Genomic DNA, 15,138 nt, shown 5'->3' with positions numbered 1-15,138 from the left:
GCCCCGGGTTAGCATCCGGTATGACCACCAGGCTCGAGCACAACGTCGCCGACACCCGATACGAGATCTACCACGACGACGTTCTCGCGGGATACGCCGACTACGCCGAACGCGACGACCCGAAGGTCCGCGACTTCCACCACACCATGACCTTCCCCGAGTACCGGGGCCGCGGGGTGGCCGCCGACGTGGTGAAGTTCGGCCTCGACGATTCCCGCGCCGCCGGCTACCAGGTCGTGCCCACCTGCTGGTACGTGGAGAAGTACATCGCCGAACACCGCGAGTACGCGGATCTGGTCGCCTAGCGGCGCAGGTACCCGGCCAGGATCGGGCCGATCACGGCGAGCGCCTCGGGGCTCGTGAGGTGGTTGTGCTCGTGGCCCGTCTGATGGTCGATGATCTCGCCGCTGACATAGGGCCCCCAGGTGTCGGCGTTGGGCTCGTAGCCGGGGCGGGCGCTGGTGCTGCTGAAGAACAGCAGGTCACCGTCGAACAGGCCCGGCGCGTAGTCGGCGGCCTCCCGGACGATCTGCTGGTAGTCGGCGTAGAGCCGTCGCAGGTCAGCGTCGGTGATCGTGTCGAGCAGGCTGCCGGGGCCGGCGCCGACCTCGTTGTCGGCGCCGGGCAGCGGTGCGGCAGTACCCCGATACCCCGCGGAATCGGCCGACGACGCTGGCGGACCGGTTCGCTCGACGGCGTCGGCGGGAGCGCCGGCGCGAAGTAGTTGGGCGGCCTGTTCGGCCTGGTCGGCCCCACCGAACTCGGCGAGCAGCGCCGCCATCGGCGGCATCTCCTCGGCGCTGGCCGGGTCGACATCGGCGCGGCCGTCCAGGATGGTGAGCGCGTCGACCAGGGCGCCGCGGCGCTGGAGTTCGACCGCGACCGCGTGCGCGATCGGCCCGCCCGCGGAGTAGCCGAGCAGCCGGTACGGTCCCTCGGGCTGGGTCGCCTGGATCTCGTCGGCGTAGTGGGCCACGCGGTCGCGCAGCGGACGGTCGGGCTGCTCGGCCGCGATCCCCGGTGATTGCAGGCCGTAGACCGGGAAGCCGGAATCGAGGTGCGCGGCCAGGCCCGCGTAGCACCAGGCCACGCCGATCGCCGGATGCACGCAGAACAGCGCCGGACCGGTGCCACCGGTGCGCAGCGGCAGCAGGGTCCGCAGGGCCGGATCGACCGGTTCGTCCCCCGACGCGGCGATGCGCGCGGCGAGCGCGCCCGGCGTCGGGTCGCCGAACATCCACTGCACCGGCATCGGGAAGCCGAGCAGCTCGCGCACCTGGGCGACCAGCCGGACGGCGACCATCGAGGTGCCGCCGAGCTCGAAGAAGTTGTCGTCCAAGCCGACCCGGTCGACGTCGAGCACGGTCTCGAACGCGGCGACGACGGCCTGCTCGGCCGGCGTCACCGGCGGCCGATAGGGCAGGTCGGTGCGATGCACCGGCGCGGGGGCGAGCGCGTGCACGACGGTGCCGGGTGGCGCGGTGACATCGAGCGCGCCGACCAGCAGGCCGGGATCGGTGGTGACCGCGTCGAGCACGTCGGCGAACCGGTGCGCCAGGGTCGTCGCGGTCGACTCCTCGAACAGGTCGCGGGCGAAGGTCAGGGTGCCCGACATGCCCGCGGGCGCGCCGTCGGGGCCGAACTCCTCGGCCAGCATCCACTCGAGGTCGAACTTCGCGCCGACCGGCGGCATCTCGATCGGCCGCACGTGCAGATCGGGCAGGTCGAACGACTCCCGGTCGAAGTTCTGGAAGACCAGCAGCACCTGGAACAGCGGGTGGTGCGCGGTCGACCTGGTGGGGGCCAGCACCTCGACGAGCTGTTCGAAGGGGACGTCGGCGTTGCCGAAGGCGTCCAGGTCGCCGTCCTTGGTCGCGGCGAGCAGGGTCTCGAAGGTGTCCTCGGACCGTACCCGGCTGCGCAGGACCAGGGTGTTGACGAACATGCCGATGAGATCGTCGAGTTCGCCGGCGCCACGGCCCGCGATGACCGAACCGATCGCCACCTCCTCGGTCCCGGACAGCCGCGCCAGCAGCACCGCCAGCGCCGCGTGCGCCACCATGAACACGCTGACGCCGTGCCAGCGCGCCAGTTCGCGCAGCCGGACCTGGATCGCGGCGTCGATGTCGAACTCGACCAGTCCGGCCCGGTGGGTGAGCACCGGCGGCCGCGGATGGTCGCTGGGCAGCGCCGAGACCTCGGGCAGGCCGGCGAGCCGGTCGCGCCAGTACGCCAGCTGCTGGGAGGCCACGCTGCCGGGATCGTCGGCGTCGCCGAGCACTTCGTGCTGCCACAGCGCGTAGTCGGGGTATTGCAGCGGCAGCGGCGACCACGTGGGCGCGGCGCCCGCACGCCGAGCCGCGTAGGCGATCGCGACGTCGCGGGTGAGCGGGGCCAATGACCAGCCATCGGAGGCGATGTGGTGCATGGTCACCGCCAGGACCGAGCGGTGGTCGGCGATCCGGAACAGGCTGACCCGCACGGGCACGTCGCCGGTGAGGTCGAAGCCCCGCGCGATCTCGGCCGCCACCGCCGTCCTGATCCGATCGGGGGTGATCGTCGAGACAGTCAGTGTCGCTTCGGCTTCCGGGCCACGCACATCCTGGTACGGGTCGCCGTCGGCGTCGATCGGGTACACGGTGCGCAGCGATTCGTGGCGGGCCACCACGTCGGCGATCGCCGCACGCAGCACCACCGGGTCGATCTCGCCGTTCACCTCGACCGCGATCGGCACGTTCTGGGCGGGCGAGTCCGGGTCGTACCGGTTGAGGAACCACATCCGCCGCTGGGCGGCCGAGAGCGGAATCCGGTCCGGGCGCTGCCGTGGCCCCGGGCGCGGGCCGGGCGGAATCGCGTCGGCGCGGAGAGCGGCGGCCAGTTCGGCGACGGTCGGCGCGTCGAAGACCGTGCGCACCGGCACGCGGGCGTCCAGGGCGGCGCCGAGCCGGGCGGCGATCCTGGTGGCGATCAGGGAGTTGCCGCCGAGGGCGAAGAAGTCGTCGTCCAGGCCGACCTTCGGCACGCCGAGCAGGTCGGCGAAGGTGTCGGCCACCGCTCGCTCGGCCGCCGTGACCGGTGCCCGGAACCGGCCGGACCTGATGTCGGGGGCCGGTAGCGCGCGCCGGTCGAGTTTGCCGTTGCCGGTGCGCGGCAGCGCGTCCAGCACGACGAACGACGACGGCACCATGTACGACGGAAGGCGCAGCGCCAGCGCGGCTTTCACCGACTCCACCGTCAGCTGACCGGCCTGCTCCGGTACCAGGTAGGCCACCAACAGCTCACCGACCGCGGAATCGGTGTAGACCGTCACGGCGGCCTGGTGCACCGCGGGCTCGGCGGCCAGCGCCGATTCGATCTCGCCGAGCTCGATCCGCAGCCCGCGCAGCTTCACCTGGAGGTCGCCGCGACCGCGATAGTCCAGCGCGCCCGCGCGTCGGCGCACGAGATCGCCGGTGCGATACATCCGTTCGCCCGGCCCGCCGAACGGGTCGGCGACGAAACGGGCGGCGGTGAGATCGGGGCGCCCCTGGTAACCGCGGGCCAGCGCGGGCCCGGCCAGGTACAGCTCACCGGTGACGCCGTCGGGCACGGGGTGCAGCCGGTCGTCGAGGACCAGCGCGGCCAGGCCGGGAATCGGGGTGCCGATGGTGATCTCGCAGCCGGGCAGCAGCGGGCCCGCACCGGTCGCCCAGATGGTGGCCTCGGTCGGCCCGTAGTCGTTGAAGTGCACCCGTCCCGGCGCCGCCCACCGCTGCACCAGCTCCGGCGGGCACGGCTCGCCGCCGGTGACGATCGCCCGCAGGTGCTCGTGGTCGACGGTGTCCACCGAGCTCAGCGCCGACGGTGTGAGCGCGATATGGGTGACCCGCTCCCCGGCGAGCAGCTCACCGAGTTCCGCCCCGCCGTACGCGGTCGGCCCGGCGACCACCAGCGCGGCGCCGGCGCCTGCGGCCAGCAGCAGTTCCAGCACGGCGGCGTCGAACCCGGGCGAGGCCACGTGCAGCACCCGGGAGTCACGGGTGATACTCATCCGCTCCCGCTGCGCGGCAACCAGATTCGCCAGTCCGGCGTGGGTGACCACGACGCCCTTCGGCCTGCCGGTCGAGCCGGAGGTGAAGATGATGTAGGCGGCGTGCGCGAGTCCGGGAGGCGCCAGGCGTTCGGCGGGGTCGATCGGCGCTGACGAGACGGCGTGTGCGGCGTGGTCGTTGAGGACCAGCCATCGCACACCGGGGATCGTGGAGCCGACGAGGTGCCCGTCTCCATCGCCGACCGCACCGTCGGTCGCCGCGTCGTCTGTCGCTGCGTTTCCGACGCGCACGCTGTTCGCCGTTCCACTGCTCGCGATCCGGCCGCCGGAGTCACCGTTGCCGCCGGTTCCCGCGCCATCGGCAGTCCCGAGGCCGCGCGCGCCCTGCGCCTCTAGCCAGGGGCGGATCGAGGTGGCGTCGCGGGTGGTGATGCCCAGGTGGGCGCCGGAGTCGGTGATGATCTGGGCGATCCGGTCGGTGGGGTAGGCGGGGTCGACGGGGACGAAGGGGGCGCCGGTCTTGGCGACGGCCCAGACGGCGGTGACCGAGGCCGCGCTGCGGGGCACCGCGATCACCACGGGGGTCTCCGGGCCCGCCCCGGCGCGGATCAGGGTGCGGGCCAAGCGGTTCGAGTGTTCGTCGAGCTCGCGGTAGGTGAGGTGGGCCGGGCCGTCGATGATCGCGATGCCGTCCGGGTTGGTGGTGACGGCGGTGGTGAGCAGGTCGGGCAGGACGGCCGGGGCGACGACGGCGGGCAGTGGTGTCCCGGGCAGGATCGTGCGCTCGCGGGCGTTGAGCAGATCGATATCACCCACCGGGACCGCGGGATTCGCGACGACGGCCCGCAGGATACGGAGCCAGCGGTCGGCGAAGCGGGCGGCGGTGGCCGCGTCGAACAGGTCGGTGGCGTAGCCGAGGCGCACCGCCAGCCCGTCGGCGCTGTCGTCGCCGACGGTGAGGCTGAGATCGAAGCGCAGGCTCTGCTGATCCAGCTCGAGCGCCTCGACGCCGAGGCCGGGCAGCGCGAACTCGGCGCGGCCCAGGTTCTGGAAGATCAGCATGGCCTGGATCAGCGGGTGACGGGCCGCCGACCGGGTGGGTTCGAGCAGGTCGACGAGGTTCTCGAAGGGCACGTCGGCGTGCGCGAAGGCGTCCAGGTCGGTGCGGCGGACCCGGTCGAGCAGGTCGGTGAACGGCAGCGCGGCGGGCACCTCGGTGCGCAGCACCACGGTATTGACGAACATGCCGACGACATCGTCGAGTTCGGCCACCCCGCGACCGGCGACAGGCGTGCCGACCGCGATGTCGGTGGTGTCCCCGAGGCGGGCGAACAGCACGGCCAGCGCGCTGTGCAAGACCATGAACAGCGAGCACCGGCGGGTCGCGGCGAGGCGTTCCAGACCCGCCCGCAGCTCCGGGTCCACGGTACGGGCGACGGTGCCCGCGCGCAGGGAGGCGACCGGCGGGCGGGGACGATCGGCGGGCAGTTCCAGCCGGTCCGGGAGCCCGGCCAGCGTGTCGGTCCAGTACGCGAGCTGGCGCGCCGACAGCGACTCGGGATCGTCGGCGCCGCCGAGCCGATCCCGTTGCCACAGGGTGTAATCCGCGAACTGCACCGCGGACTCCGGCCACGCGGGCGACGACCCGGCGGCGCGCGCGGTGTAGGCGGTCATCACGTCGCGGGCGAGCGGCCCCATCGAGGAGCCGTCGGCGCTGATGTGATGCACCACCACGGCCAGCACGTGTTCCTCGGGGCCGACGCGGAACAGCCGCAGCCGCACGGGAACCGCGGCGGCGACATCGAAACCCTCGGTGACGCAGGCGAGGACGGCGGCGGGCAGCCGGGACGGGTCGATGTCGGTGACCTCGAACCGGTCGACGAGCCGGTCCGGCGCCACGATCACCTGGTAGCCGACGCCGTCGTGGCCGGGGTAGACGGTGCGCAGCGCCTCGTGCCGTTCGACCACGTCGGACAGTGCCGCCCGCAGCGCGGCGAGGTCGAGTCGTCCGGTCAGCCGCAGCACGACCGGGATGTTGTAGGCGCCGGAGGCCGGGTCGTACTGATTGACGAACCACATCCGCCGCTGCGCGGGCGCGAGCGGGATCCGGTCGGGACGCGGTCCCGCGCTCGGCCCGCCGAGCACCCCGGCGGGCAGCACGGCCTCGCCACCGAGCCGGGCCGCGAGCCCGTGCACGGTCGGGGCCTCGAAGAGCAGCCGCACCGGCACCTGGACACCCAGTTCCGCGCCGAGGCGCGCCGCCACCCGCGCGGCCGACAGCGAATCGCCGCCGAGGGCGAAGAAGTCGTCGTCGGCGCCGACCTCCGGGTGCTCCAGGACCGCGGCGTAGGCCTGCGCGACCAGTTGCTCGGCGCCGACCGGGGCGAGGTACGGCGCGCGGGTGAGCTGGGGTTCGGGGAGCGCGCGCAGGTCGACCTTGCCGTTGCCGGTGACGGGCAGCGCGTCCAGCACCGTGACCGTCGCGGGCACCAGGTGCCGGGGCAGCCGCCGCACCAGGAACTCGCGCAGCGCTGTCGGGGTCAGCTCGGCGCCGGCGATCGGCGCGACGTACGACGCCAGGATCTGGTCACCGGTCGGGCCGGGCCGGGGAACGGTGACGGCGAGCGCGACGCCGGGCGCGGCGAGCAGCGCGGCGTCGACTTCGCCCGGCTCCACCCGGATTCCGCGCAGTTTCACCTGGGAGTCGTTGCGGCCCACATAGTTCAGCCGGGTGGCCGAGGTGCGGCGCACCAGATCGCCGGTGCGATACATCCGCTCGCCGGGGGCACCGAACGGGTTGGCCACGAAGCGTTCCGCGGTGCGCGCGGCGGCACCGGCATAGCCGCGCGCGAGGCCGGGGCCGATCAGGTACAGCTCGCCGACCGCGCCCTGGGGCACCGGGCGCAGCCAGCTGTCGAGGACCGCCAGCGCGCAGCCGGGCAGTGGGGCGCCGAGGTCGGCAGCGTCGTCGGGGGTCAGCGGGGCACTCAGCGTGACCGCCACCGTCGACTCGGCGGGGCCGTAGGAGTTCAGCATCGTCCGGCCCGCGCCGAGGCGCGCGACCAGTTCCGGCGGGCAGGCTTCGCCACCGGTCACGATGGTGCGGACACCGGCGACGGCCGGGGTGGGCAGCGTGGTGAGAACGGCGGGCGGTGCGACCAGACGGGTCACCCGCTGGTCGGTGATCACCCGGGCGAGATCGTCGCCCGAGGTGGCCGCCGGCGGGGCGAGGACGAGGGTCGACCCGACGTGACAGCAGGTCAGCCACACCAGGATCGAGGCGTCGAAGGCGGGGTTCATGCACAGCAGGAACCGGTCGCGCGGGCTCGGCCGCAGCCGGGCGGCGACGCCTTCGACGAGTCCGCTGAGCCCGGCGTGGGTGACGGTGACGCCCTTGGGTGTGCCGGTCGAGCCGGAGGTGTAGATCAGATAGGCGGGATGCCCGGCGTGCAGCGGGCGCACCCGGTCGGCGTCGGTCACCGGGTCGGCAGGCCGGGCGGCCACGCGCGCGGCCGTCGACCCGTCGTCGAGCACCAACCAGGACACCGTGTCCGGCAACGTCTTCCGGTGTGCGCCGAGGGTGACGCCGAGACGCGCCCCGCTGCCGTGCGCGACCGCCGCGATCCGCTCGGCGGGATGGTCGACATCCACCGGCACGAAAGCCGCCCCCGCCTTGGCCACCGCCCAGACCGCCACCAACCACTCCGGCGAACGCGGCAGGGCGATCAGGACAGAATCCTCCGGCCCGGCGCCGGTGGCGATCAGCATGCGCGCCAAGCGGTTCGACCGATCATCGAGCTCGGCGTACCCGAGCTCGGCCATCGCACTCCCGACGCCGGACCCCGGACCGGCCGCCACAGCAGCGTTCTCGACATCCCCCCGCCCGGCACCGAGCCCGCGCTCGGCGACCGCCCCGCCCTCGCCTGACCCACCGCGTATGTCGGTCTCGAATTGCCCACTGTCCTGCCCGGATTCACGTCGGCTCACCGGTACCGCCTGCGCGACAGCGGATCCTGTGACGGCGATTCCCCCCGCGGCCGCGCCCGCAGCCAGCAACTCCGGCAACAGCTGGATGGGCCGTGGCCGGGTGCGGACGACCTCGGCACCCTCGATGCCGCGCACCGCGGCGACCGGGGTCGCGGGGTCGGCGAGCCGGGCGACGATGCGGGACAGGCGGTGTGCGAGGGCGGTGGCCTCGGTGTCGTCGAAGTAGCGGTCCGAGCACGTGAGGGTGAGGCGCAGGTCGCCGCGGTCGTGGGCGGCCAGGCACAGGGGGTAATGGGTGCCGTCGCGGCCGTGGAAGTCGGTGACGCGCAGGCGAGCCTGGTCCGAGGCGGCGCGCAGGGACTCGGCGTCCATGGGGTAGGACTCGAAGACCATGCCGGTGTCGAACAGCGGTCCGAGCCCGGCGGCGGACTGGATCTCGGTGAGCCCCACCATGTGCCGGTCGACGAGCGCGCCCTGTTCGCGCTGGATGCGCGCCAGCAGCGCGCCGACCGGCTCGTCCGGGATCAGGGCGACGCGCACGGGCAGGGTGTTCACCAGCATGCCGACGATGCGATCGGCGCCGGGCAGCTCGGGTGGGCGGCCGGATACCGTGGCGCCGAAGACCACGTCGGTGTGCCCGGTCAGCTCCGCCAGCAGCAGCGCCCAGGCCGCTTGGACGACGGTGTTCGTGGTGATTCCGGCGGCGCGGTGCCGGTCGAGTGAGGCGGTGGTGTCCGGCGCGAGCGGCACCGCCACCCGCAGGTCGACGGGTTCGGCGCCGTGCGTTCGCTGGACGCGGGCGGCCGTGACGAGGGTCGGGCCGGACAGTCCGGCGAGCGCCTCCGTCCACGCGGCCCTGGCGGCGGCCAGGTCCTGGTGGACCAGCCACTCCAGGTAGTGCCGGTAGGGCTCCGGTTCGCCGAGGGGCGCGGTGCCGTCGTAGAGCGCGAGCAGGTCGCCCAGCAGCAGGGGCATCGACCAGCCGTCGAGGACGAGATGGTGATTGGTGACGATCAGGCGCACGTCGTCGGGCCCGCACCGCAGACAGAGGAATCGCAGCAGCGGGGGCTGTTCGGGATCGAAGGGATCGGCGAGTTCGGCGGCCGCGAGCGCCGCGCAGTCGGCCGGGTCGGCGTCGAGCACCCGCCACGGCACCTCGACCTCGTCGAGCACCACCTGCACCGCGGCGTTCGCCGTCGTGACGAACGCGGTGCGCAGGGCGGCGTGCCTGCGCACGAGTGCCGTCGCCGCGGTCCGCAGCCGATCCAGATCCACCGGGCCCGCGAGCGCGAATTCCGACTGCACGATGTACTTGTCGGTGTGCCCGGCGGCCAGCCGGGTGTGGAACAGCAGTCCCTGCTGCAACGGCGACAGCGGCCAGACGTCCGCGACACCGTCGTAGCGGTGCTGCCAGCGGTCCAGTTCCTCGCCGGTGACCCGCACCAGCGGCAGGTCCGACGGGGTGAGCCCGCCCGCGCCCGGCTCGGCGACGGCGCGCGCGATCGACGCCAGCGTCGACACCCAGTGCCGGGCGATCCGCTCCACCGCGTCGCGAGCGATGACATCGGCCGGGAACCGCCACACCGCGCGTACCGTCGGCCCGTCCGGCCCGTCCAGGGTCGCGGCGTCGACGGCGAGCACGGTCGACACCGGCAGCTCGCCCCCACCGGCGCCGCCGAGTTGCTCCGCCATATCGACCGGCAGCCACGGAACTTCGGCGTCCGCGTCGGCGATCTGGCCGAGGTAGTTGAACCCGATCTGCGGGCTCCCCGCCGCACCGAGGCGGGCCGCGGACGCGGGGCGGAGTTGCCGCAGCAGCCCGAACCCGAACCCGCCGCGCGGCACCGCGCGCAGCTGCTCCTTCACCGCGGCCACCGCCGCCAGCGGCCCCGGATCGGCACCCGGATCGAGCGCGATCGGGAACTGACTGGTGAACCAGCCGACCGTGCGCGACAGGTCGGCGCCCGGCACGACGGTCTCGTCGCGGCCGTGCCGCTCCAGCATCAGCAGCGCGGGCCCCGGTTCACCACGATGCGCACGCACCGCGGACACCAACGCCGCGAGCAACGCCTCTTCCACACCACAGCGCAGGGCGGTCGGCAGGTGCTGGACCAGCGGTGCCGCGATCGCGGGCGGAAGGACGACGTCGACGCGGTCGAGTCCGGCGCCGACGTCACGCGCCGGGTCGAGGGCACGCGCGCCGAGGCGCGGCTCGGGGGTGCCGAGCACGTCGCACCAGTAGTCCAGCTGCTCGGTCCATGCCGCGGCGTCGGCCGCGGTGTCGAGCGCCTCCGCCCAGGTCCGCACGGAGGTGCCGACCGGCGGCAACCGCACCGGGGCGCCCGCCTCGACAGCGGTCCAGGCCGCCACCAGATCAGCGATCAGGATGCGCCAGGAGACCGCGTCGACAGCCAGGTGATGTACCGCGAGCACCAGCCGCCCGCCGGAGCCCGGATCGAGCCAGACGGCGGCGAGCACGCTGCCCGCGGCCGGGTCGAGCCGATCCACGGCCGCCGCGGTCGCCGTGGCGATGTCGCCGGGCTCGATCCGCGCGCAGGGCCGGTGCTCCACCGAGGTGGCCACGTCGGTCGTCCGCGGCGAGCCGACCTCGAGCCGGTCACCGTCGACGATCCGGACCCGCAGCATGTCGTGCTGGTCGACCACGGCTTGCAGTGTGCGGGTGAGCCGCGCGCGATCGATGTCGGGCGGCAGCGCCAGCACCATCGTCTGCGCGAACCGCCGCCACCCCGGCTGGGTCAGCAACCAGTCCACGATCGGCGTCCGCCGCACCGAACCCACACCGCCACCGGGCAATTCGCGCAGCACCGCCCGCTCCCCCGGCACGGCGACGACGGCGGCCAGCTCGGCCGGGGTCGGATGCTCGAACACATCGCGCGCGGAGAAGACCAGATCGGCGGACCGGCCGCGCGACACCAGCTGGATCGACAGGATCGAATCACCACCGAGCGCGAAGAACGACGCCCCCGGCCCCACCTCGGGCACCCCGAGCACCTCGGCGAACAGCGCGCACAGGGCCCGCTCCGGGCCCGCCGCGGCGGGTGCCGACGGCGCCATCGCCGGCTCGGGCAGCGCCCGCCGGTCGACCTTGCCGTTGCCGGTCAGCGGCAGCGACGCGAGCACGGTGACCGAACTCGGCACCATGTGCGCGGGCAGCCGATGCAGGCAGAATTCGCGCAGCGCCGCGCCGTCGAGTTCGCCGATCCCGTGCACCGGCACCACGTACGACGCGAGCACGTCACGCCCCGACGCCCCGGTCCGCACCACCGTCACCGCGAAGTCGACGCCGGGGCAGGTCGCCAGGACGGCGTCGATCTCGCCCGGTTCCACCCGCATCCCGCGCAATTTCACCTGGAAGTCGGTGCGGCCCAGGTAGTCAAGGACGAACGTGTCGTCGACGGCGCGCCACCGGACCCGATCGCCGGAGCGGTACATGCGCGCGCCCGGCGCGCCGAACGGATCGGCGACCATCCGCTGCGCGGTCGCGGCGGCGCGCCCGGCATAGCCCCGCGCCAGTCCCGGACCGGCGATGAACAACTCACCCGGCGTTCCGGCGGGCACCGGACGCAGCAGGTGGTCGAGGACCCGCAGGGTGACACCGGGCACCGGCGACCCGATGCCGGGGTGGTGACCGGTGGCCAGCGGTTCGGTGAAGGTCGCCGCCACCGTCGTTTCGGACGGCCCGTAGGAATTGATCAGGGCGCGGCCGGTGCCGAACCGCGCCACCACCTCGGGCGGGCACGCCTCCCCGCCCGTGGACACCGCGCGCACGCCGTCGAGCGCGTCCGGTGGCAGGGACGACAGCACGGCGGGCGTCGAGCACAGGTGGGTGATCGCCGCATCGCGAATCGCGGCGGCCAGTTCGGCGCCCGCGGCCGCGTCGGTGATCACCAGGGTGGCGCCCGCGGTGAAGGCGACCAGGAGTTCGAGCAGGGAAGCGTCGAAACTCGGGTTGAGGCAGTGCGCTACGCGGGAGTCGCGGTCGGCGCCGTAGGCCGCGCGCACGGCCGAGGCCAGCCCGGCGATGCCCGCGTGGGTGACCACGACACCTTTGGGGGTGCCGGTGGAGCCCGAGGTGAACACGAGATAGGCGGGGTTGTCGATCCGGGCGCGCGGCAACGGCGCGGTGCCGAGGTCGTCCGCGCCGGGTTCGTCGAGCGCGATCCAGGTCACCGCGTCGGGCAGCTCCGCGCGCCGGTCCGCGGTCGTGATCCCCAGCCGCGCACCACATTCCGCTGCCATGGTGGCCAGGCGCGGTGCGGGGTTCTGTACGCCGACCGGCACGTAGGCCGCTCCGGAGCGCACGACACCCCAGAACGCCACCACCGACTCCACCGAGCGCGGCAACGCCACCAGGACGGCGGTCTCCGGACCCGCGCCGGCCGCGACCAGCCGCCGGGCCAGCCGATCCGAAAGCTGATCCAGCGCAGCGTAATCGAGGACGCGGTCGCCGTAGACGACCGCCGTTGCCGCCGGGCCCGCCGTCGCCATCCCCGCCTCGAGCACGTCCACGAGCAGCCGGGGCGCCGGTGCCGGCGCACCGCGCAGTCCGGCGCGCAGGGGTCGTTCGTCGGGCAGGAAGTAGTCGAGCGCGCGCACCTCGGTCTCCGGCTCGGCGTCGACGATCGCGTCGAACAGCGCAAGGAAGCGCTCGTGGTGGCGGGCCAGGGTTTCCGCGTCGTAGCGGTCGGGATTGGCGGTGAAGTCCACGTGGACGGGGCTGTGCGCGCCGTGCTGATAGAAGTTGACGAACAGGTCCTCGATCGGGCCCGAGGTCAGCACGTGCAGGCTGGTCTCGACATCGGTGAAATCGACCTCGGTGGGGAACAGCATGATGTTGACCACCGGGCCGACGAACCCGCGCCCGCCCGCCTCGGCCGACCCGTCGCCGTGCCGGATCTCCTCGTGCCGGAACTGCTGATGCCGCAGCGCGCCCGAGACCTCGACCCGGATGACATCGACCAGCTCGGCGACGGTGCTGTCGGCGCGGACCGGCACCCGCAGCGGCACCACATTGGCGAGCATGCCGCCGGATCGGCGCAGCATGGCGGTGGTGCGGCCGGACACCGGCAGGCTCAGCACGACGTCCTCGGTGCCGGTGGCCTGCGCGTAGTAGACGGCCAGCGCGGTCATCACCAGCCCGGCCGTGCCGACGCCGTAGCGGGCCGCCGCCGCGTCCAGGCGCGCCTTCGCCGCGGGCGCGAGCTCGGCGCGGTGCTGGCGGCCGAGCGCGTGGGCGGGCGCCGGGGCGTCGACGAGGCTGCACCGGCGCGGCATGTCGGCGATCCGCTGCGTCCAGTACTCGGCGTCGGCGGTGTAGCGGGTGCTGTCGCGATAGCGCATCTCCGCCTCGTGCACCGTGCGCAACCCGGCCGCCACGCTCGGCTTCGGCGACTGCCCGGCCAGGGCCGCGTTGTAGAGCTCGGCGACCCGGTACAGCGCCGTCGCCGACGCGAAACCGTCGATGACGATGTGGTGGGCGCGCGAGTACCAGAGCACCCGATCGGGCGCGATCCGCAGCAGCGCCGTCATGACCAGCCGGTCACCGAGCAGATCGATCGGCGCCGCGACATCGGCGCGCATCCACCGGATGGCCTCGTCCTCGGGATCGGTGGCGTCGCTGAAGTCCAGGACGGCCATCGTCAGTTCGATCCGCCGGTCGACGACCTGGTGCGGCCCGTCGCCGGTGTCGACCAGCCGCAGCAGCCCGGACTCGAACTCCCGGCTGACCTGCTTCGACACCGCGACGAGCAGGTCGACGTCGAGGGGACCGCGCATGTCGATGTACTGCGCCTCGTAGAGCGGCACCGCCGGGTCGAGCTGCTGGGCGTACCACATGCCCAGCTGGGCGGGTGAGAGCGGAAACTCCTCGACCGCTGCCGGGTCGGTCGTCGGCGCGGTGGACAGTTCGCGGGTCATCGCCCGCTGCTCCCGGCGATCGCCCCGTGCAGTTCCTCGTCGTAGTACGCGGGGACCTCGGCGTTCGCGTTCGCGATGAGCCTGCCGACCACGACCCGCCGCACGTGCGCGGGCAGGCCGGGCGCGAACTTCTTGACGTAGGCCGACATCCACTCCGGCCGGGAGATCAGGAACGGGAAGTCGGTGGCCATCATCGTGCGCACCACCAGCATCGGGATCGGGGAGTCGAGCGGGTGGTATTCCCGGTTCCACAGGCCGGGCTGGGTGCACCCGGGGTAGAACTGGCCGAGCATGAGGCCGCGTTCGACGAATTCCGATTTGAGCTGGTCGTGCAGGTCGTCGATGACGGTGTAGTCGTGCAGCTCGGGCATCGCGGTCACCAGGCAGCGCAGCACCGCGGCGCCGCCCCCGTCCGGCGGCAGCTTCGGGAACAATTCCAGCGCGTCGGAGAGCACCAGCCGCACGTACGCGGGCCAGGGCTGCGCGCCGGCGACCCGGCCGACCCAGATCAGATCGCGCCGCATCGCCGGGCCGACGTAGGGGCAGACCGGACCGTCGCGCCCGATCTCACCCAGCGGCTGGGTCAGATGCTCGCGGGCCCAGGTGCGAATCCCGTCCAGTGTGGCCTGTGTGAAACGCGAGGTCTCGGTGGCGGTCGACAGCGGGTACCAGCTCATTCCCGAGCGGGATCCGAAAATTACCTCGGTCATATTTCACCTCGCCACATCACGAGGTCGAGTATTCCCCCGAAGCACGGCCGCGCACGTGAGTAGCGGACCACTCGAATATCTGCGGCGGCCCGGACCACTTAAGGTTTCAGTGTTATGCACCATGTTGCCGACTCCTGCTATAGACGGACAAAGAGCCAGCTCACAGCCCTTATCTACTCAGGAGGATTCGACATCGGCCACATTCAACGACCCCGACGGCTCAGTTGGATCCCACCTGTCCTGGTATATTGCACGGAGGCAGCGAAACGATTCGCTCCCAGGGCACGAATAAATAACCCTCTGATGTCGGTTGAATTTCTCGGCCCGTTCTCCTCTTAATCAAAAGGCACAATTCGATCGTCAATCGGCCGCTACGCAGCGACTATCGAGATAACGCCCGCGAAATCACCGCACCCGGGAACAGCCGTGGCCCCCGGCGGGATTCGCCGGGGGCCACGGGGGGGTGTCGCGCAG

The 15,138-nt window shown here is 73.0% G+C and carries 3 protein-coding genes; 1 reads left to right on the top strand and 2 read right to left on the bottom strand.

The window, feature by feature from the left end:
• Positions 1-20: 20 nt before the first annotated feature.
• Positions 21-305 (top strand): GNAT family N-acetyltransferase, encoded by a 285-nt coding sequence (locus AB0L91_RS17530; protein WP_355283356.1) that lies wholly within the window; start codon positions 21-23, stop codon positions 303-305.
• On the opposite strand, the gene AB0L91_RS17525 is transcribed toward AB0L91_RS17530, so the two are convergent.
• Complete coding sequence (locus AB0L91_RS17525) at positions 302-13,954, bottom strand: amino acid adenylation domain-containing protein (RefSeq protein ID WP_365011032.1); 13,653 nt, start codon at positions 13,952-13,954, stop codon at positions 302-304. The genes AB0L91_RS17530 and AB0L91_RS17525 overlap by 4 nt on opposite strands.
• On the bottom strand, positions 13,951-14,664 hold the full coding sequence (locus tag AB0L91_RS17520) for a DUF6875 domain-containing protein (protein WP_355283350.1): 714 nt from the start codon (positions 14,662-14,664) through the stop codon (positions 13,951-13,953). The genes AB0L91_RS17525 and AB0L91_RS17520 overlap by 4 nt, the downstream gene beginning before the upstream one ends.
• Positions 14,665-15,138 lie beyond the last annotated feature (474 nt).

The organism is Nocardia sp. NPDC051833 (assembly GCF_040681225.1).
In the GTDB taxonomy this organism is placed as follows: domain Bacteria; phylum Actinomycetota; class Actinomycetes; order Mycobacteriales; family Mycobacteriaceae; genus Nocardia.
Note: the sequence above shows the minus strand (reverse complement) of the source record. Positions and strands in the feature narration are given on the sequence as shown.